17 protein-coding genes and 1 pseudogene are annotated in these 19,202 nt (G+C 73.7%); 16 read left to right on the top strand and 2 right to left on the bottom strand.

Features of this window, described 5'->3' with window-relative positions:
• Nucleotides 1-21: 21 nt before the first annotated feature.
• On the bottom strand, nt 22-744 hold the full coding sequence (locus HCJ93_RS18105; RefSeq protein WP_167996774.1) for a siderophore-interacting protein: 723 nt from the start codon (nt 742-744) through the stop codon (nt 22-24).
• A 75-nt stretch (nt 745-819) separates the two neighbouring features.
• Between HCJ93_RS18105 and HCJ93_RS18110 the strand changes: the two genes are divergently transcribed.
• From HCJ93_RS18110 to HCJ93_RS18130, 5 genes are all read left to right on the top strand, one after another.
• The gene (locus tag HCJ93_RS18110) at nt 820-2,922 is read left to right on the top strand and encodes a penicillin acylase family protein (RefSeq protein ID WP_167996775.1); all 2,103 of its coding nucleotides are present in this window, start codon (nt 820-822) and stop codon (nt 2,920-2,922) included.
• Nucleotides 2,915-3,523 (top strand): GNAT family N-acetyltransferase, encoded by a 609-nt coding sequence (locus tag HCJ93_RS18115; protein ID WP_167996776.1) that lies wholly within the window; start codon nt 2,915-2,917, stop codon nt 3,521-3,523. The genes HCJ93_RS18110 and HCJ93_RS18115 overlap by 8 nt, the downstream gene beginning before the upstream one ends.
• Nucleotides 3,520-3,999 (top strand): cupin domain-containing protein, encoded by a 480-nt coding sequence (locus tag HCJ93_RS18120; RefSeq protein WP_167996777.1) that lies wholly within the window; start codon nt 3,520-3,522, stop codon nt 3,997-3,999. The genes HCJ93_RS18115 and HCJ93_RS18120 overlap by 4 nt, the downstream gene beginning before the upstream one ends.
• Nucleotides 3,996-4,763, top strand: coding sequence for an SDR family NAD(P)-dependent oxidoreductase (locus tag HCJ93_RS18125; RefSeq protein ID WP_167996778.1), 768 nt, complete (start codon nt 3,996-3,998; stop codon nt 4,761-4,763). The genes HCJ93_RS18120 and HCJ93_RS18125 overlap by 4 nt, the downstream gene beginning before the upstream one ends.
• 190 nt (nt 4,764-4,953) lie before the next feature.
• Complete coding sequence (locus tag HCJ93_RS18130) at nt 4,954-6,840, top strand: copper resistance CopC/CopD family protein (RefSeq protein WP_167996855.1); 1,887 nt, start codon at nt 4,954-4,956, stop codon at nt 6,838-6,840.
• Here HCJ93_RS18130 and HCJ93_RS18135 read toward each other — a convergent pair.
• A complete protein-coding gene (locus HCJ93_RS18135) occupies nt 6,830-7,885 on the bottom strand; it encodes a LacI family DNA-binding transcriptional regulator (protein ID WP_309141437.1) in 1,056 nt (351 codons plus the stop codon). The genes HCJ93_RS18130 and HCJ93_RS18135 overlap by 11 nt on opposite strands.
• A gap of 318 nt (nt 7,886-8,203) precedes the next feature.
• Between HCJ93_RS18135 and HCJ93_RS18140 the strand changes: the two genes are divergently transcribed.
• From HCJ93_RS18140 to HCJ93_RS18185, 11 genes and pseudogenes are all read left to right on the top strand, one after another.
• Entirely contained in the window at nt 8,204-9,499 is a 1,296-nt protein-coding gene (locus tag HCJ93_RS18140; protein ID WP_309141438.1) for an ABC transporter substrate-binding protein, read from the top strand.
• Between the two features lie 57 nt (nt 9,500-9,556).
• Nucleotides 9,557-10,570 (top strand): carbohydrate ABC transporter permease, encoded by a 1,014-nt coding sequence (locus HCJ93_RS18145; protein WP_309141439.1) that lies wholly within the window; start codon nt 9,557-9,559, stop codon nt 10,568-10,570.
• Nucleotides 10,567-11,430, top strand: a complete 864-nt coding sequence (locus tag HCJ93_RS18150) for a carbohydrate ABC transporter permease (RefSeq protein ID WP_167996780.1) — start codon at nt 10,567-10,569, stop codon at nt 11,428-11,430. The genes HCJ93_RS18145 and HCJ93_RS18150 overlap by 4 nt, the downstream gene beginning before the upstream one ends.
• A 55-nt stretch (nt 11,431-11,485) precedes the next feature.
• Complete coding sequence (locus tag HCJ93_RS18155) at nt 11,486-13,129, top strand: glycoside hydrolase family 13 protein (protein WP_167996781.1); 1,644 nt, start codon at nt 11,486-11,488, stop codon at nt 13,127-13,129.
• A 346-nt stretch (nt 13,130-13,475) separates the two neighbouring features.
• A pseudogene (locus tag HCJ93_RS30195) lies at nt 13,476-13,714 on the top strand (DNA-formamidopyrimidine glycosylase family protein); the annotation flags it as partial.
• 71 nt (nt 13,715-13,785) lie between these two features.
• Nucleotides 13,786-14,235, top strand: coding sequence for an Fpg/Nei family DNA glycosylase (locus HCJ93_RS30040; protein WP_309141440.1), 450 nt, complete (start codon nt 13,786-13,788; stop codon nt 14,233-14,235).
• A 22-nt stretch (nt 14,236-14,257) separates the two neighbouring features.
• On the top strand, nt 14,258-14,617 hold the full coding sequence (locus HCJ93_RS18165) for a zinc ribbon domain-containing protein YjdM (protein WP_167996782.1): 360 nt from the start codon (nt 14,258-14,260) through the stop codon (nt 14,615-14,617).
• A 264-nt stretch (nt 14,618-14,881) separates the two neighbouring features.
• Nucleotides 14,882-15,223, top strand: a complete 342-nt coding sequence (locus tag HCJ93_RS18170; protein WP_167996783.1) for an ArsR/SmtB family transcription factor — start codon at nt 14,882-14,884, stop codon at nt 15,221-15,223.
• On the top strand, nt 15,220-16,944 hold the full coding sequence (locus tag HCJ93_RS18175) for a SulP family inorganic anion transporter (RefSeq protein WP_167996784.1): 1,725 nt from the start codon (nt 15,220-15,222) through the stop codon (nt 16,942-16,944). The genes HCJ93_RS18170 and HCJ93_RS18175 overlap by 4 nt, the downstream gene beginning before the upstream one ends.
• A gap of 184 nt (nt 16,945-17,128) precedes the next feature.
• Complete coding sequence (locus tag HCJ93_RS18180; RefSeq protein WP_167996785.1) at nt 17,129-17,488, top strand: ArsR/SmtB family transcription factor; 360 nt, start codon at nt 17,129-17,131, stop codon at nt 17,486-17,488.
• A 183-nt stretch (nt 17,489-17,671) separates the two neighbouring features.
• Nucleotides 17,672-19,198 carry a fused MFS/spermidine synthase gene (locus tag HCJ93_RS18185; RefSeq protein WP_167996786.1) on the top strand — a complete coding sequence of 509 codons (1,527 nt, stop codon included), beginning with the start codon at nt 17,672-17,674 and terminating at the stop codon, nt 19,196-19,198.
• The last annotated feature ends 4 nt before the right edge of the window (nt 19,199-19,202 follow it).

Consider the following 19,202-nt stretch of genomic DNA (forward strand, 5'->3'; position numbering starts at 1 on the left):
CCGATGATCGCGCGCCGCGGCTCAGCTCGCGCGCCAGTACCCCAGGGCGTGCATCCGCTGCTTCGGCAGGTGCAGCTCCTTGCGGACGAAGGAACTGAGCGCCCGGGTGGTCCTGGCCTCGCAGGCGATCCAGACGTACGGGTCGGGCGTGGCGCGCAGCAGGCCGGGCAGCTCGGTGCGGACCCGCCGCACCAGGTGGTCGCCGTCCTCCTTGCGCGGCACCGCACGCACCTCGTGCCGCTCCGGGGCGGCGGCGCACGGCAGCCCGTCCAGCGAGCCCTCGAACCAGATGGTCGCCGGTGCGGAACCCAGCGCGCCGAGCAGCGAGTTGATCGCGGGCAGGGAGGCCGGGTCGCCGATCGCGAAGACGTGGGAGGGGACGGGGTCGGGGTGCTGGAAACCGGTGCCCTGGACGGTCGCCTCGATGGTGTCGCCGGCCTTCGCGGCGCGGGCCCAGTCGCTGGCGCAGCCCTCGTGCAGGGCGAACTCGACGGCGAAGGTCCCGGCGGCGGGGTCCGGGTCGACCAGGGTGTAGCCGCGCTGGTGCGGCTTGCCCGCGTTGTCGAACCACAGCCGCACCCACATGGTCGGGTGCACGTCGATCGCGCCGAGCAGCCCTCCGTCGGTGAAGTGGACCCTCCGGTAGTCCCCGGTGACGTCCTCGGCCCCTGTCACGGTGAGCACGAAGTCCTTCGCCCGCATCAGCTTGAGGACCGCGCCCTCCCATCCCCGCCCCTGCCCCATCGGTTGTTCACCCTTCGACTACGATTCCCGCACCAGTACTTAGGGGAGCCTAACCTAAAGGGGAATGAGGGCACAGTGGCCGGCGAGATCTTCCGGGACGCTTGGGGCATCCCGCACCTGCGAGCGGACAGCGCGCTCGAACTGGCCCGCGTCCAGGGCCGGGTCACCGCCCTCGACCGGGCCTGGCAGCTGGAGGTCGAGCGGCACCGGCTGCAGGGCACCTCCGCGTCCTTCCTCGGCGCCGAGGCCCTTCCCTGGGACCGGCTCGCCCGCCGGGCCCGGCTCGCCGACACGGCGCAGCGCTGCTTCGAGGCCCTGGAGCGCCGGGACCCGGAGACGGCGGAGTGGGTCCGGGCGTACGTGGACGGTGTCAATGAGGGGCTGAGTGCGGCGTCCGCCCCTGAGTTCGGGCGGGCCGGAGTGCTGCCGGGGCGCTGGAGACCCTGGACCCCGCTCGGGGTCTGGCTCGCCACGCACATCCTCTTCGCCGGCTTCCCCGCGAAGCTCTGGCGCGAACAGGTCGCCGCCCACCTCGGGGCGGACGCCATGGGGCTCTTCGCCGCCGACGGGCCCGGCACCTCCGGCAGCAACGGCTGGCTGGTCGCCGGGGAGCGCACCACCACCGGACACGCGGTGATCGCGGGCGACCCGCACCGCTTCATCGAGGACCCCGGCGTCTACCAGCAGATCCACCTGTCCTGCCCGGAGTTCGACGTCGTCGGCCTCGCCGTGCCGGGCGTCCCGGGCATCGCCCACTTCGGGCACACCGGCTCCGTCGCCTGGGCCATCACCAACGCCATGGCCGACTACCAGGACCTCTACCGCGAGCGACTGCGCCGCACCGGGGCCGGAATCGAGGCCCTGGACCCCGACGGCACGTGGCGGCGCGCCTCCCGGCACACCGAGACGATCGAGGTGGCCGGGGAGGAGCCGGTGGAGACGGAGGTCGTCGAGACCGCCCGCGGTCCGGTCGTCATCGGGGGACCCGAGGGCCCGGAGGACGGGACCACCGGAGCCGCCGACCCCTCCGCGCCCCCGCTCGCCGTCGCCCTGCGCTACCCGCCCCGCGTCACCGGGGACCTCGGCTTCTCCGCGCTGCTCCCCCTGCTGCGGGCCCGCACCGTCGGCGACGTCGACCGGGCCCTCGACCTGTGGGCGGAGCCCGTCAACGTCGTGCAGGCGGCCGACACGGACGGCGGCACCCTGCACCGGGTCGCGGGCCGGGTGCCGGTGCGGGCCGAGGCCAACCGCCGGCGCCTGGTGCCCGCTTGGGAACCCGGCCACGACTGGCGGGGGTGGCACGAGTCACCGCGGGCCGGGCTGACCCACGGGGTCGCCGTGATGGCGAACCAGCGCGGGCTCGCGGAGCCCCTCGGCGTCGAGTTCGCCCCGCCGCACCGAGCCGAGCGGATCGCCGAGCTGCTCGCAGGACGGGAGCGCTGGTCCGCCGCCGACATGCCCGCCATCCACACCGACACCCATCTCGCCTCCGCCGCCGCGCTGCTGGACCGGCTCGCCGCCCTCGACCCCGCGGGACTGAGCGGACCCGCCGCGGGTCTGCGCGAGCGGCTGCTCGGCTGGGACCGCCGCATGGACGCCGGCAGCCCCGAGGCCGCCCGCTACGCCGCGGTGCGCGGTGCGGTCGTACGGCGGCTCGCGGCACAACCGGCGTTCGCCGCGCTGGCCACGCCGCCCCCGTATCCCGAGGTGTTCCTGCCCTGGCTGGCGCTGCTGCCGCGGATCGGCTTCGCCCTGGAACACCTGCTGAACGCCCGCGAGTTGTTCGGCATCGACCGCACCGGCGTGGTGCGCGAGGCGCTCGAGGAGGTGGCCGCCCGGCCGCCCGCCGGCACCTGGGGCGACACCCACCGCCTGGCCCCGTGGCGGGCCCTGCCGCCGGAGGAGGCGGACCGGGAGCCGGGGCTGTCCGGCGATCACGACTGTGTGCTGTGCACCTCGGCCGTGCCCGGCGTCACCGACCTCGCCGCCCGCGGCCCCGCCGCCCGCTACGTCTGGGATCTGGCCCGGCGCGAGAACAGCGGCTGGGTGGTGCCGTTCGGCGCCTCCGGGGTGCCGGGCTCGCCCCACCACCGCGACCAGCAGCCGCTGTGGCTGGTGGGAGACCTCGTCCCGGTCGTCACCGACTGGGCGCAGCTGACGAAGGAGTCCGATGTCTGACCCGTACGCCTCCCGTCCGGCCGTCCACGAGCAGGAGGTCGACGGCTTCGGCCGGGTGCGCATCCTGCCGCTCGACGTGCCCGCCGACGCGCCCCTGCTGCACCGCTGGGTCAGCCAGGAACGCGCCGTCTTCTGGGGCATGAACGGTCTCACCGAGCGTCAAGTGGCGGAGATCTACGCCCACATGGACACCCTGGAGACCCATCACGCCTTTCTCGTGGTCAAGGACGGCACCCCGGCCGCGCTGCTGCAGACCTACGAGCCGGAGGCCGACCGGGTCGGCGAGTGCTACCCCGTCCGGCCGGGCGACATCGGCGTGCATCTGCTGATCGCGCCCGCCGAGGACGGCGCCGCCCGGCACGGCTGGACCGCCGGGCTGGCCACCGCGATAACGACCTATGTCTTCCACGGAATGGGCCGCCGCCGGGTGGTGATCGACCCGGACGTGGCCAACGAGAAGGCGATCGCCCGCTTCCTGCGGCTGGGCTTCCGGGCGGGCCCGGTGGTGGTGCTGCCCGAGGTCGACCTTCCGGATGTGTACGTGCCGGAGAAGAAGGCACAACTCGCCTTTCTCACCCACGAGGTAGCCTTCCGCAGGTGACGCCCGACGAACTGGTCGCCCACTTCCGTATGGAGCCGATCCCCCGCGAAGGAGGACGGTTCCGGCAGATGTGGGCCGGTCCGCAGCGCCCCGACGGCCGCCCCGAGGGCACCGCCATCGTCGCCCTGCTCACCGACCGGCCCGGCGACTTCTCCGCGCTGCACCGCCTGCCCACCGACGAGATCTGGCACTACTACCTGGGCGACCCGCTGCAGATGCTGCTGCTCTCCCCGGACGGCACGTCCCGCACGCCCGTGCTCGGCCCCGACGTCCTGGGCGGCCAGCACGTGCAGCTCACCGTCCCCGCAGGGACCTGGATGGGTGCCCGGGTGGCGCCGGGGCGGTCGTGGACGCTGTTCGGCTGCACCATGGCCCCGGGGTTCACCTGCGAGGGGTACGAGCAGGGGGACGCGGCGGAGCTGATCAACCGCTATCCGCAGCGTGCGGCGCAGATCATGGAACTCTGCCGCACATGACGGGACATGGACTGCTGACGGGTCAGGTCGCTCTGGTCACGGGTGCGGGCGGCGGCCTGGGGCGGGGCATCGCGCTGCGCCTCGCCGCGGAGGGCGCCAAGGTCGCGCTGCACTGCCGCACGGCGGTGACCTCCGCAGAGGAGACCGCCGCCCGGATCGAGGAGTCGGGCGGTGCGGCGGTGGTGCTGGCCGGGGCCGACCTCACCGACGAGGACGCCTGCCGGGACCTGGTGGCCCGGGCGGCCGAGTGGGGCGGCGGCACGCTGACCGCGCTGGTCAACAACGCGGGTGTGCAGCCCGTCCAGGAACTGCCCGGCATGACGGCGGCCGAGTGGCGGGCGGTGCTGGACACCAATGTCACCAGCGTCTTCGCCTGCACCCAGGCCGCGGCCGAGCGGATGCGGCGGAACGGCGGCGGCTCCGTCACCCACATCGCCTCCGTGGAGGCCCGTCTGCCCGCCCCGGCCCATGCGCACTACTGCGCCTCCAAGGCGGCGGTGGTGATGCACGCCCGCTCGGCGGCCCTCGAGTACGGCCCGTGGGGCGTGCGCGTCAACACGGTCTCGCCCGGGCTGATCGACCGCGAGGGCCTGGCGGAGGACTGGCCGGAGGGTGTGGCCCGCTGGCGCCGGGCCACCGGCCGCCTGGGCCGCCCCGAGGACATCGGCGACGCCTGCGCCTGGCTCGCCTCCCCGCTCGCCTCCTGGGTGACCGGCCACGACCTGGTCGTCGACGGAGGAGCCTCGGCCCGGCCGACCTGGTGAGCAGCCGGGGGCCTCGCGGCCCGGGCGCGATGAGCACAATGGGCCTGCCGTCCGTACTAGGCCAAAGGCGAGGCCAGGAGGCGAGTGGGTCGTGCGAGGGCTGCCAGACGAGGTGACCGGAACCGGCGGGAGGGGGCGCGGGCCGGACGGGGTCGCCGGCGGTCCGGGGGACCGGCGGCTGTCGCGGCTGATGCTGCTGGGCTCCCTGCTGGTACTGCTGGTCCTGGGCAGTGCCGCGCCCGCGGGCGCCCATGCCGCGCTGCGCTCCTCCGACCCGCCGGACGGCAGCGTCGTCAAGACCGCTCCCCGGCACATCACCCTCTCCTTCACGGAGTCCGTCGGCCTGCTGGAGGACTCGTTCCGGATCTACGGCCCCGACAACCGCCGCGTCCACCTGGGCGAGCCGGAGCACGCCCGGGACGCCCCCGACACCGCCCGGGTGGCGCTGCCCGGCGAACTGGCCGAGGGCACCTACACGGTCGCCTGGCGGGTGGTCTCCGCCGACAGCCACCCGGTGTCCGGCGCCTTCACCTTCTCCGTCGGCAAGCCCTCGCCCACCGCACCCGCCGCCCCCGCCGAACCGGACGAGCACCCGGTCACCGCGAGCCTCTACGACACCGCCCGCTATCTCACGTACATCGGCGCCGTGCTGCTGATCGGCGCGGCGGTGTTCGCGGTGCGGTGCCGTCCCGCCGACACCCGGCCGCTGCGGCTGCCGCTGTTCACCGGCTGGTGGACGCTGCTGGCCGGCACCGCGGTGCTGCTGGTGCTGCGCGCTCCCTACGAGAACGGCACCTCGCCGGCCACCGCCCTCGACCCCTCCGCCGTGGGCAGGGCCCTCACCGGGCGCCCGGGCCTCGCCCTGCTGGTCCGGCTGGCGCTGGTCCTGGTGACGGGCGCGGCTCTGCTGCTGCTCGCCCGGCGCCGCGCGTCCGGCCCGAGGCACCCCGTCCAGCTCGCGGCCGGTGCCGTGCTCGCCGTGGGGCTCGCCCTCACCTGGGCGGCGGCCGAGCACGCCTCGGCCGGGATCCAGGTGCCGGTGGCGATGGTCTCCTCGGTGGTGCATCTGCTGGCGACCGCCTGCTGGCTGGGGGGCCTGACCGCGCTGCTCCTCACCCTGCACCGGGCCCGGCGGCCGGTCTCGCCCGACACGGTCGCCCGCTTCTCCCGGCTGGCCTTCGCCTGCGTGGTCGTGCTCGCGGTGACCGGCGTCTACCAGTCCTGGCGCGGCCTCGGGTCCTGGCCGGCGCTCACCGGGACGTCCTACGGGCGGACCCTGCTGGTGAAGCTGGTCCTGGTGGCCGCGCTGCTGCTGGTCGCCGGCCTGTCCCGGCGCTGGACCGCACGCCTGGCCGCGCAGACCGCGGAGCCGCCCGGGGCGCGGCGGGCGCCGGAGCTGGTGGGGGTGTCCGCCGCCTCCGGGGCGGCCGCGGCAGGGCGGGCGCCCTCGTCGTCCGCCGCCGGTAGCGGGCCGCCGGTGTCCTCCGCGTCCGCGGGCGGCGGGGACGAGGGGCCGGTGTCACCGGACGCCGCCGGGGAGCCGCCGTCCCCGTCCCCGTCCCCGGAGGACGCCGGTCCGCACCGCCGCGCGCTGCGCCGCTCCGTGCTCGCCGAGGTGCTGGTCGCCGCGGTCGTGCTGCTGGTGACGACCGTCCTGACCAGCACTCTCCCGGCACGCGCCGAGGCGGAGGCGGCGTCCGGTGAGACCGCGGCGGCCCCCGTCGCCGGGCTGCCCGGTGCAGCCACGTTCCAGGTCCCCTTCGACACGGGCGCCCCGGGCGGCACCGGATGGGTGCAGGTCTCGCTCGACCCCGCCCGGGTCGGCGAGAACGGGGTGCAGGCGGTCGTGTTCGGCGCCGACGACGGCCTGGTCGCCGTGCCGGAGGTGCGGATGACCTTCACGCTGGAGTCCAGGGAGGTCGGGCCGATCGACGCCGGGCTCACCGACCGGGGCGGCTACTGGGCCACCAGCGACCTGACCCTGCCGCTGCCGGGCGAGTGGACGATGCGGCTGACGGTCAGGACCTCGGACGTGGACCAGGTGACCGAGACCCGGCGGGTGCGCATCAGCCGCTGACGCGGGTCTCGCCGTCCTCGGCGGGCGGTGGCGCCGTGGTGGAGCGCGGGATGATGTGCGTGGGCAGCACGATGTGCCGGCAGCGGTCCGCGGCGTCCGGATCGTCGATCAGCGACAGGGCCAGCTCCCCGGCCTCCCGCCCGAGGTCCTTCGGCGACTGGGCCACCGTGGACAGGTCGAACCAGTCCGCCAGCGGCTGGTCGTCGAAGCCGAGCACGGACATCCGCTCCGGCACCGGGATCCGCGACCTGCGCAGCGTCCACAGCACGGCCACGGCGACCCCGTCCTGCTCGGCGAAGACCGCGGTCGGCGGCTCCCGCAGGCTCAGCAGATGGCCCATCGCCTCCGCGGTGCTGCGCTTGTCGCCGGTGCGGATGCCCACCATCAGGTCCTCGTCGAGCTCGATGCCCGCCTCGGTCAGCGCCTGCTGGTAGCCGAGCAGCCGCTCGTTGGAGCTGAAGGAGAAGCCGCTGGCGCCGAGGGTGTGCAGGAACGCGATCCTGCGGTGGCCGAGGTTCAGCAGATGCCGGGTGCCGGCCGCGGCCGCGGCCACGTCGTCCACATAGACGCTGGGCCGCCCTTCGACGTGCTGGCTGACGTAGATGACCGGCATGCCGAGGTCGTCCAGGCGCGCCATCTCCTTGTCGTTGAGGTCGAAGGAGAACACCAGCAGGGCGTCGGCGTTGCGCCGGGCGGGGAGGCGGTCGAAGAACGAGGTCCGCTCGGCCATGTCGGGGATGAGATAGACGCTCAGTTCCATGCCGGCCGACCGCAGCAGCGGGCCCAGGCTGGACAGGGCCGCGCCCATGAACCACGCGTCGAGCGTGGGCACCAGCACCGCCACGTTCCCGGTCTTGCCGGTCACCAGGCTGGCCGCCTGCCGTGAGACGGCGAAGTTCAGCTCGCGCGCGGCCCGTTCGACCCGCGCGCGGACCTCGGGGGAGACGGTGGACAGACCGCGCAGGGTGCGCGAGACCGTGGAGGTGGAGACCCCGGCCCGTTCGGCCACATCGGCCATCGTGGGGTGGCGCTGAGCAGGTGGCATGAGCGGGACGTTAGCACAGGAAACGCTTGCCGGAGCCCCTCACGTGACAGCGCTGTCACGCTGGAAGAAACAGGACATGGAGGCTGGTAAGCCGTGTCCTGGGCGGCTGAATTCTCTTCATTACCCCGACGTAACGCATTGACTTCGACCTGGGGTGACCCTAGCGTGCAAGCGTTGTCACGGGAGAGGGCACACCTTCCGCCCGCTCTACCCCCCACCTGTGCTCTGAACTGCGGAAACGTCAGTGCGCCTGCTGATGACATCGCAGTCACAAACGTCCCCCGTATGCGCCCGTACGACGTGCGATCAGGAGATCCAGTGAAGACCAGAAGCACCCGAGCGATTCCGAGTGCGGCCGTGCTCACCGTGGGCGGGCTGCTGCTCACCGCCTGCGGTTCGTCCGGTGACGGCGGCTCCGGGCAGGCCGGCCCCGCCTCGTTCGAGGGGCGCGGGCCCATCAGCTACGTGGCCGCCAAGGACACCACCGGCACCATCCAGCCGTTGATCGACCGCTGGAACAAGCAGCACCCGGACGAGAAGGTCACCTTCATCCAGCTGCCCACCGACGCGGACGCCCAGCGGCAGCAGATGATCCAGAACGCGGAGACGAAGTCCGACGCCTACACGGTGCTCTCCCTCGACGTCGTGTGGACCTCGGAGTTCGCCGCCCACCAGTGGATCGACCGGCTGCCCGAGAAACAGTTCCCGCTCGGCAGGATGCTCGAGCCGGTGGTGGAGACCGCCAAGTACCGCGACGGCCTCTACGCGGTCCCGCACAGCTCCGACGGCGGCATGCTCTACTACCGCACCGACCTGCTGAAGAAGGCCGGCGTCAAGGCTCCCCCGAAGACCTGGGCGGAGATGAAGGACGCCTGCGCGAAGGTCCAGAAGCTGCCCGAGGGCAAGGGCGTGGGCTGCTACGCCGGTCAGTTCCAGAAGTACGAGGGCCTGACCGTGAACTTCTCCGAGGCCGTGCACTCGGCGGGCGGCGTGGTCACCGGACCCGACGGCAAGCCCGACGTCGACACCCCGGAGGCGAAGCAGGGCCTGGACTTCCTGGTCGGCTCGCTCAAGGACGGCACCATCCCCAAGAAGGCCGTCACCTACCTCGAGGAGGACGGCCGGCAGGCCTTCCAGAACGGCAAGCTGGTCTTCCTGCGCAACTGGCCCTACGTCTACTCCCACGCCCAGAAGAGCGACGTCAGGGGCAAGTTCGCGGTCGCTCCGCTGCCCGGCCTGAACGGCCCCGGCTCCTCCAGCCTCGGCGGGCACAACCTGGCCGTCTCGTCGTTCGCCAAGAACAAGGCGACGGCGCTCGACTTCATCAAGTTCATGACCAGCGAGCAGAGCACCGAGACCCTCCTGAAGGAGGCCTCGCTCGCCCCGCCGTACGCCTCCCTGTACGACGACCAGCAGCTGATCGACCAGTACCCCTACCTGCCGGTGCTCAAGGAGTCCATCGTGCGCGCCGTGCCCCGGCCCCGGGTGGTGCCCTACGGCGATGTGACCGCGTCGATCCAGCGGGAGGCCTACGCCGCGCTGACGGGCTCCAAGAGCAGCGCCGACGCGCTGAAGGCGCTGCAGGCCGACCTGCAGAAGTCCGTCGCGCAGTGAGGAGGCGGGCCGATGTCGCACACCCGTGTTCCCCCGCCGTCCCCGGACGCTGACGTCGTGACCGGTGCCCCGGCCGTGCCGGCCCGTACCGAACGCCCCGCCCCGCGCGGCGGGCGCAGGACGGTCCGTGCCACCAGCGGCACCGCCGGCATGGCCGCCCTGCTGGTGTCCCCGACGCTGCTGGTGCTGGCCGTCGTGGTGCTCTACCCGACGGTGATGGCGCTGCACGAGTCGCTGTACGGGCCGAAGGGCCTCGACCCCGAGACCGGGTTCATCAGCGACACCGAACCGTTCGTGGGCCTGCAGAACTACGCCGACATCCTCGGCGAGGCCGGTGAGCGCTTCTGGAACGCCTTCTGGAACACCACGTTCTTCACCGTCGTCACGGTCACCCTGGAGACGGTGATCGGGGTCGCCATGGCCCTGATCATGCACAAGGCGTTCCGCGGCCGCGGCTTCGTGCGGGCGGGCATCCTGATCCCCTGGGCCGTGCCCACGGCCATCTCCGGTCTGCTGTGGCGGTGGATCTTCAACAGCGACGGCGTGGCCAACGCCCTCCTCGGCCGGCAGATCCTGTGGACCAGTGAGGGCTTCCAGGCCAAGCTCGCGGTGATCGTCGCCGAGGTGTGGAAGACGGCCCCGTTCATCGGCCTGCTCGTGCTCGCCGGCCTCCAGGTGATCCCCAAGGAGGTGTACGAGGCCGCCCGCATCGACGGCGCCGGCCGGGCCCGCCGCTTCTGGCACGTCACCCTGCCGCTGGTGAAGCCCGCGCTGCTGGTGGCGGTGCTCTTCCGCTGCATGGACGCGCTCAGGATGTTCGACCTGCCGTACATCCTGATCGGTGCGCAGAAGAACTCGGTGGAGACGCTGTCGATGCTCGCCCAGAACGAGGCGTCCAACGTGCGCTTCGGGCCGGCCTCCGCCTACGCGGTGATCCTCTTCGTCTATGTCTTCCTGATCGCGCTGGCGTTCGTCCGGCTGCTGGGCACCGACCTGGTCGGGGACACCGGTACGCCGGAGCGGAGCCGGAGGTTCGGCCGGCGCCGCAAGTCCGCGGAGGTGACGGCATGACCGCTTCCACGCTCACGATCACACGGCGCCCCGCGCGGCGGCGCCGGCACAACGGCCTGCTGTACGCGGGAGTCGCGGCAGTGGTGATCTACTGCCTCGCCCCGTTCTACTGGATGCTGGTCTCCAGCCTGCGCCGCAGCTCGGACATCTTCGACACCTCGCTGCTGCCCTCGCCGGTGTCCTTCGAGAACTACACGAGGGTGTTCGACCCGGCCCAGGGGTTCGGGCGGGCGCTCCTCAACAGCCTGGTCGTCGCCGGGGTCACCACCGTGGCGGCGCTGCTGCTGGCGACGTTCACCGCGTACGCCATGGCCCGGCTGGAGTTCCGCTTCAAGCGGCTGATCCTCACCCTGATCATCGCCACCTCGATGTTCCCGGTGGTGTCGATCGTGGTGCCGCTGCTGAAGCTGTTCACCGACATCGGCTGGATCAACACCTACCAGTCGATGATCGTGCCGAGCATGTCCTTCGCGCTGCCGCTGGCGGTGTGGAACCTGACCACGTTCTTCCGGCAGATGCCGGACGAGCTGGAGCACGCCGCCATGGTGGACGGCTGCACCCGGGGCCAGGCCTTCCGCAAGATCATCATTCCGCTGGCCGCGCCGGGCATCTTCACCACCGCGATCATCACCTTCATCGCGGCCTGGAACGAGTTCCTCATCGCCCTGTCGATGACCAACCGCCCGGAGATGCAGACCGCCCCGGTCGCCATCTCCAAGTTCACCGGGGCCACGACGTGGGAGACCCCCTTCGGCAGCCAGATGGCCGCCGGAGTCGTGGTCACCATCCCCTTGGTGATCATGGTGCTGCTGTTCCAGCGCCGGATCGTCGCCGGCCTCACCGCCGGCGCGGCCAAGTAACCCCGTACCGCTGTCCGTCCGACCGTTCCCTCTTGCTCAGGAGTACTCGACGCCCATGTCCGGCACCGCAGCACCCTGGTGGCGCAGCGCCGTCATCTACCAGGTCTACATCCGCAGCTTCGCCGACGGTAACGGCGACGGCGTCGGTGACATCGCCGGCATCCGCTCCCGTCTGCCGTATCTGAAGTCGCTGGGTGTGGACGCCATCTGGATCAACCCCTGGTACAAGTCGCCCATGGCGGACCACGGTTACGACGTGGCCGACTTCCGGGAGATCGACCCGCTCTTCGGCTCCACCGCCGAGGCGGAGCGGCTGATCGAGGAGGCGCATGAGCACGGGATCCGCGTCATCCCGGACATCGTGCCCAACCACACCTCCGACCAGCACGCCTGGTTCCGCGCCGCACTGGAGGCGGGACCGGGCAGCCCGGAGCGTGAGCGCTACATCTTCCGCAAGGGGCGCGGGCCGGACGGCGCCGAACCGCCCAACGACTGGGTGTCCTGCTTCGGCGGCCCGGCCTGGACCCGCGTCCCGGACGGCGAGTGGTACCTGCACCTCTTCGCCCCCGAGCAGCCCGACCTCAACTGGCAGCACCCGGACGTGCTCGCGGAGTTCGAGTCGATCCTGCGCTTCTGGCTGAGCCGGGGCGTGGACGGCTTCCGCATCGACGTGGCGCACGGCCTGGTCAAACACCCCGACCTGCCCGACCTGCCGCCCCGCCGCGACCCCGACGCGGAGCCGTCCCGCCCGCACCAGGACCACCCGCACTGGGACCGCGACGAGGTCCACGACATCTACCGGGTCTGGCGCAAGATCGCCGACGAGTACCCCGGCGACCGCTGCTTCGTCGCCGAGGCCTGGGCGGACACCCCCGAGCGGCTCGCCGCCTACGTCCGCCCCGACGGTCTGCACACGGCGTTCAACTTCAACTTCCTGATGTCGGGCTGGGACGCCAAGGACCTGCGCGACGTCATCGACGATTCCCTCGCCATGCTCGGCGCGGTCGGGGCCCCCGCGACCTGGGTGCTCTCCAACCACGACGTCATGCGCCACCCCAGCCGCTTTGGCCGCGAACGCGTCCGGCGCTGGGCGGCCAACGAGCGCTACGTCCCCGAGGGCCCCCTCGACCTGGAGCTGGGCATCCGCCGGGCCCGCGCCGCGACCCTGCTGATGCTCGCCCTGCCCGGCGGCGCCTACATCTACCAGGGTGAGGAACTCGGCCTGCCCGAGGTCGAGGACCTCCCCGAGTCCGTGCTGCAGGACCCGGTCTGGGAGCGCTCGGGGCACACCGACCGGGGCCGCGACGGCTGCCGGGTGCCCATCCCGTGGTCCGGCGACAGCGCCCCCTACGGCTTCAGCCCCGACGACGCCACCGCGTCCCCCTGGCTGCCGCAGCCGGCCGGCTGGGCGCGCTACAGCGTGGCCGCGCAGACCGGCGACCCGGACTCCATGCTGGAGCTCTACCGCGCGGCCCTCGGGCTGCGCCGCGAGCACCCCGCCCTCGGTGACGGCGGCCTCACCTGGCTGGACGCCCCGGAGGGTGTGCTCGCCTTCACCCGCTCCCCGGGCTTCGTCTGCGTCGTCAACCTCTCCGCGGAGCCGTGCGAGCTGCCGCCGCACTCCTCCGTCCTGCTCGCCAGCGGTCCCCTGGAGGACGGCCTGCTGCCGGCGGACCAGGCGGTGTGGCTGCGGCAGTAGGCACCCCCTGGCCGGCATCGGCGGGTGGGCCGGCCGGCAGCAGCGATCGCCGCCGGCGGCCACCGGCTTTCCGGCCCGCTCCCGTCCCCCCCGGGGGGACGGGCCGGGACGAGCCCCGCCCCTCGGGGCGGTCGGGAAGCGCCCTTCCTCTTCGCTCCAGGGAACCCGGAAGGCGCACTTCCCGCCGGGCGTCCGGGACGGCCCCGCTCTCCGGGGGCACCCGGGAACCGCCCGGTCCTCCTCCGGGGCCGGGGCCGCGACGTGCCCGCGGTTTCCGGCCCCGGGGAGCCGGGCGCACAGGAGGTTCTCCAGGCCCGGACTGCCGGATGCCGAGGGGTTCCGCCAAGTGCCGGAGTCCTGCGCGCTGGGCCGGTCCGTCCGCCGGGTCGACGTGCGCGATCCGGGCGTTCTGCACGAGGCGAGCGCACGACGGCTGCGCACGGCGCTCGAAGGGAGGCGGTTCACCGGGACCCGGCGGCACGGCAAGCGGCTGCCGCCCGCGCCGGCGGCCCCGTGCTCGCGCTGCACTCCGGCATGACCGGCAGCCTGCACTGCGCCCGCCCCGGCGATCCCGTCCACGTGCACGACCGGGTGCCGTTCACCCTGACCGGCGGGCACCGGCTCCCCTACCGCGACCAGCGCAAGCCGAAGGGCCCGTGGCTGCCGGAGGACGCCGCCGCGGCGGACCGGCTGCTGCGGGACCAGGGGCCCGACGCCCCGGCGGTGGACCGCGACGGGTTCGAGGCAGCGCTGGCGGGGCGCCCTCCCGGGTCAAGGCCGTCCTCACCGACCAGTCCGCCCTGGCCGGGCTGGGCACTCTGCTGGCGGACGAGGTGCTCTGGCGGGCCGGAGTCACCCCCGCCCGGCGCGCGAGCGACCTCACCGAGGGCGAACGGCGGCGGCTGTACACCGGGATGCGCCGCGCCCTGCGCTCCACGGTCCCCGGCGGCCGCGTACCGGCACGCGACACCTGGCTCACCGGGCACCGCGACGCCCCCGACCCGCACTGCCCGCGCGGCGGCGGCCCGCTGCGCCGCTCCCGGCCGGCGGGCCGCGGCACGGTGTGGTGCCCCCGGTCCCGGCCCGAGGACGGGCCGCGGCGCTGACCGCGGCGGTTACCCTCTCGGGGTGACAGAGAACCTTCCTCCTTGCCCCAAGTGCTCCTGCGCCTACACCTACGAGATGAACACCCTGGTGGTCTGCCCGGAGTGCGCCCATGAGTGGTCGCTCGCCGACAGCACCGCCGAGGAGGCCGACGGCTCCGGCGAGCGCGTGGTCCGCGACTCGGTCGGCAATGTGCTGCAGGACGGCGACAGCGTGGTCGTCGTGAAGGCGCTCAAGGTCAAGGGCCACCCCACCGGGATCAAGGCCGGCACCAAGGTGCGCGGCATCCGTCTGGTCGACGGCGTCGACGGCCACGACATCGACTGCAGGATCGACGGCTTCGGCGCGATGCAGCTGAAGTCCAGCGTGGTCAAGAAGGCCTGACCCGGCCGGCCGCGCCCGTTTCCGGCCCGGCCCCTCCTCGCTTCCGCCTCCCGGGGCGTCGCGGTCCCGGCCTCCCGGGGCGTCGCGGTCCCGGCTTCCGGGGCGTCGCGGTCCCGGCTTCTTCGGGCATCGATGGATTGACGAATTGCAAAAATTCGCAATTGATTAGATGCTTTGCTGGTCATTCCCGCAGTTCCCGCCCCGCCGCGTTCCGCGCCGGGCGCCCGCGGGAGTCCGTCCAGACGCTGGGGAAGCCGAGGAGTCGTGTCCGTTCCGCTGTACCAGGCCAAGGCCGAGTTCTTCCGGATGCTCGGGCACCCGGTACGGATCCGGGTGCTGGAGCTGCTGCAGGAGGGGCCGCGGCCGGTGCGCGAGCTGCTCACCGAGATCGAGGTGGAGCCGTCCAGCCTCTCCCAGCAGCTGGCGGTGCTGCGGCGGTCCGGGATCGTCACCGCCACCCGCGAGGGCCCGACCGTCGTCTACGAGCTGGCCGGCGGTGACGTGGCCGATCTGATGCGGGCGGCGCGCCGGATCCTCACCGAGATGCTGGCCGGCCGCAACGAGCTGCTGACCGAGCTGCGGGACGGCGAGGTCGCCGCGCGATGAGCTCCAGGATCCGCCGGGCCGGGGCCCGGATCGTCTCGCTGCTGCCTGCCCGCGCCGACCTGAAGCAGATGGGCCGCGACCCCCGCAGGGACCTGCTGGCCGGGCTGACCGTCGCCATCGTGGCGCTGCCGCTCGCGCTCGGCTTCGGGGTGTCCTCCGGGCTCGGCGCGGAGGCCGGCCTGGCCACCGCCGTGGTCGCGGGCGCCCTGGCCGCCCTGTTCGGCGGCTCCAACCTCCAGGTGTCGGGGCCCACCGGCGCCATGACGGTGGTGCTCGTCCCGATCGTCGCCCAGCACGGCCCGGGCGGTGTGCTCACCGTCGGCCTGCTGGCCGGGCTGATGCTGGTCGCCCTCGCCGTGCTGCGGGCCGGCAAGTACATGCAGTACGTGCCCGCACCGGTGGTGGAGGGCTTCACCCTCGGCATCGCCTGCGTGATCGCCCTGCAGCAGGTGCCCAACGCCCTCGGCGTGCCCAAGCCGGAGGGCGAGCGGGTGCTCGTCGTCACCTGGCGGGCGGTCCAGGAGTTCTGGCACTCCCCGAACTGGACCGCCGTCGCCCTCGCCGTCTCGGTGGCCGCGGTCATGCTGATCGGCGCCCGGCTGCGCCCGTCCGTGCCCTTCTCGATCGTGGCGGTCATCGCCGCGACGGTGGTGGCCCAGGTCGCCGGCCTGGACGACGCGCAGCCCATCGGCGACCTCCCCGCCGGGCTCCCCGCGCCCTCGCTGTCCTTCCTCGAACCCGGTGAGCTGGGCACCCTGCTCGCCCCCGCGGTCGCGGTCGCCGCGCTGGCCGCCCTGGAGTCCCTGCTGTCGGCCTCCGTCGCCGACGGCATGACGGTCGGCCAGAAGCACGACCCGGACCGCGAACTGTTCGGCCAGGGCCTGGCCAACATCGCCTCGCCCCTGTTCGGCGGCGTCCCCGCGACCGGAGCCATCGCCCGCACCGCGGTCAACGTCCGCACCGGCGCGAGCTCCCGCCTCGCCTCCCTCACCCACGCCGCGGTCCTCGCCGTGATCGTCTTCGCGGCGGCCCCCCTGGTGTCCAGGATCCCGCTCGCCGCGCTCGCCGGCGTGCTGCTGGCCACCGCGGTCCGCATGGTCGAGGTGGGCTCCCTGCGCGCCATGGCGAAGGCCACCCGCTCCGACGCGCTGATCCTGGTCCTGACCGCGGTCGCCACCCTCGCCTTCGACCTCGTCTACGCCGTGATCACCGGCCTGCTCGTCGCCGGAGCCCTCGCCCTGCGCGCCGTCGCCAAGCAGGCCCGCCTCGACCAGGTCCCGCTCGACCGCGGCGACCACAGCGCCGAGGAGCACGCGCTGCTCGCCGAGCACATCGTCGCCTACCGCATCGACGGCCCGCTGTTCTTCGCCGCCGCCCACCGCTTCCTGCTGGAGCTGTCCGAGGTGGCCGACGTCCGCGTGGTCATCCTGCGCATGTCCCGGGTGACCACCATGGACGCCACCGGCGCCCTGGTCCTGAAGGACGCGGTGGAGAAGCTCAACCGGCGCGGCATCCTCGTGCTCGCCTCCGGCATACGCCCCGGCCAGCGCCAGGTCCTCGACTCCGTCGGCGCGCTGGAGCTGCTGCGGCCCACGGGCCGGGAGTTCGCGACGACCCCCGAGGCCATCCGCGCCGCCCGGGACCACCTGGAGACCACCGGCGTCCTCACCGTCCCGCCCGCCCGCACCCCGAGCGCCGCCGAGGACGGAGCCCTGCGCTGAGCCCGCGGCCGGCGCGGAACGGCCCCCGGGCCCTCACGCGACGTACTTCACACCGCCTCGCTTGGGTGCGGCCGGTGCCGCAGGCGAGGATGGGCCGCATGTGGGTGACGACTGTGTGCACGCGAGGCGCCGGGGCGCGGCCGGCGGGACCGTGCGGCCGGACCGCTGGGGAGGCGACGGCACGATGAGCACGCCGCTCTACCAGCTGAAGGCCGAGTTCTTCAAAACCCTCGGCCACCCGGCCCGCATCCGGGTCCTGGAACTGCTCAGCGAACGCGAGCACGCGGTCGCCGAGATGCTCCCCGAGGTGGGCATCGAACCGGCCCACCTCTCCCAGCAACTGGCCGTGCTGCGCCGGGCCAACCTGGTGGTGACCCGCAAGGAGGGCTCCACCGTTCACTACTCGCTCACCAGCCCGCATGTCGCCGAGCTGCTGCGCGTCGCCCGGACCATCCTCTCCGGCGTCCTGGCCGGCCAGGCGGAGCTCCTGGCGGACCTGCAGGCGACGAGCCAGGGTGAACCCGAGGGGCGCGCCCCGCGCTGACGCGGCGTCGGTGAAGCCCGGAGCGGACGCCTGCCGGGTCCAGGCCCGTCCCCGTACCGGACCTGAGCCGCCCTTGCCGGCACCGGAGCGCCCGTACCGGACCGGTGAAGGGCGCGACCGGTGTTGACGCGCACTTCGGTCGACTCCCCGTCCCACGCCCAGGGCCCGTGCCACGATGGCGAGGTGACGACCCCTCGGTCCTCCTCACCCGTCACCGGGAGCCCGCCGGCCGGTCCGCCCCGGGGCCTGGGCCCCCGCGCCGCCGTCGCCCTGGTGTTCACGTCCTCGGCCGCGGTGCTGGTGGTCGAGATCGTCGCCCTGCGGCTGCTCGCCCCCTACCTCGGGCTCACCCTCGAGACCAGCACCATGGTGATCGGCGTCGCCCTCACCGCGATCGCCGTCGGCTCCTGGACGGGCGGCCGCCTCGCCGACCAGATCGACCCCCGCCGGCTCCTGGGCCCGGCCCTCGGGGTGTCCGGAGCCGTCGTCGCCCTCACCCCCGCCGTGCTGCGCACCGCCGCCGAGCGGGCACCCGCGCTGCTCCTGCTGACCGCGGCGCTGACCATCCTGGTCCCGGGGGCCCTGCTGTCCGCCGTGACACCGATGGTGACCAAGCTGCGGCTGACCAGCCTCGCCGAGACCGGCACGGTGGTCGGGCGGCTGTCCGGCGTGGGCACCGCGGGCTCCATCGCCGGCACCGTCCTCACCGGCTTCGTCCTGGTGTCGCGGTTACCGGTCAGCGGCATCCTGATCGGCCTCGGCCTGCTGCTGGTGGCCGGTTCGGCGCTGGTGCAGTGGCGGGCGCGCGGCTGGAGCGGCGCCCCCGCCCTCACCCTGGCCGTGATGGCCGGCGGCCTGGCCACCACGGTCGCGCCCGGCGCCTGCGACCTGGAGACCCGGTACCACTGCGCCCAGGTCGTCACCGACCCCGGCCGCCCCGGCGGCCGCACCCTCCTCCTGGACGGCGTCCGCCACTCCTACGTCGACCTCGACGACCCCACCCACCTCGAGTTCACCTACGTACGCGCCCTCGCCGCCGTGGTCGACGCCACCCGCCCCGAGGGCGAGCCGCTGGCCGCCTACCACCTGGGCGGCGGCGGGCTCACCTTCCCCCGCTACCTCGCCGCCACCCGGCCCGGCACCCGCAGCGTCGTCTCCGAGATCGACAGCGGGGTCGTGCGGATCGACCGCGAGCGGCTCGGCCTCGGCTCGGTGCCCGGCGTCGAGGTACGGACCGAGGACGGCCGGCTGGGACTGCGCCGGCTGGACACCGGCAGCCGCGACCTGGTCGTCGGCGACGCCTTCGGGGGCTTCAGCGTGCCCTGGCACCTCACCACCGCCGAGGCGATGAGCGACGTACGGCGGGTGCTCGACGAGGACGGCCTCTACGCCGCCAACATCATCGACCACGGCGCCCTGGCCTTCGCCCGCGCCGAGGCCGCCACTCTCGCCCGGACCTTCGCGCACACCGCCCTCGCGGGACCTGTCGGCGGCACCCGCCCCGAGGGCGGCAACATGCTCCTCCTCGCCTCCGACCGCCCCTTCGACCCGCGCGCGCTGCAGGAAGCGCTCGACGCCCGCGGAACCGGCTGGCGGATCACCACCGGCAAGGCCCTCACCTCATGGATCGCCGGCGCCCGCCCGCTCACCGACGACCACGCCCCCGTCGACCAGCTCCTGGAGCCCTACGGCCCCAGTGGTGGCCGCTGACGCC

The organism is Streptomyces composti, from assembly GCF_012034205.1.
In the GTDB taxonomy this organism is placed as follows: Bacteria; Actinomycetota; Actinomycetes; order Streptomycetales; family Streptomycetaceae; genus Streptomyces; species Streptomyces composti.

What these genes read in the sequence shown, in the direction of transcription:
- HCJ93_RS18105 (WP_167996774.1), bottom strand. Translation starts at nt 744, where the DNA reads ATGGGGCAGGGGCGGGGATGGGAGGGCGCGGTCCTCAAGCTGATGCGG.
- HCJ93_RS18115 (WP_167996776.1), top strand. Translation starts at nt 2,915, where the DNA reads ATGTCTGACCCGTACGCCTCCCGTCCGGCCGTCCACGAGCAGGAGGTC.
- HCJ93_RS18125 (WP_167996778.1), top strand. Translation starts at nt 3,996, where the DNA reads ATGACGGGACATGGACTGCTGACGGGTCAGGTCGCTCTGGTCACGGGT.
- HCJ93_RS18130 (WP_167996855.1), top strand. Translation starts at nt 4,954, where the DNA reads ATGCTGCTGGGCTCCCTGCTGGTACTGCTGGTCCTGGGCAGTGCCGCG.
- HCJ93_RS18135 (WP_309141437.1), bottom strand. Translation starts at nt 7,885, where the DNA reads ATGCCACCTGCTCAGCGCCACCCCACGATGGCCGATGTGGCCGAACGG.
- HCJ93_RS18150 (WP_167996780.1), top strand. Translation starts at nt 10,567, where the DNA reads ATGACCGCTTCCACGCTCACGATCACACGGCGCCCCGCGCGGCGGCGC.
- HCJ93_RS18155 (WP_167996781.1), top strand. Translation starts at nt 11,486, where the DNA reads ATGTCCGGCACCGCAGCACCCTGGTGGCGCAGCGCCGTCATCTACCAG.
- HCJ93_RS18175 (WP_167996784.1), top strand. Translation starts at nt 15,220, where the DNA reads ATGAGCTCCAGGATCCGCCGGGCCGGGGCCCGGATCGTCTCGCTGCTG.
- HCJ93_RS18180 (WP_167996785.1), top strand. Translation starts at nt 17,129, where the DNA reads ATGAGCACGCCGCTCTACCAGCTGAAGGCCGAGTTCTTCAAAACCCTC.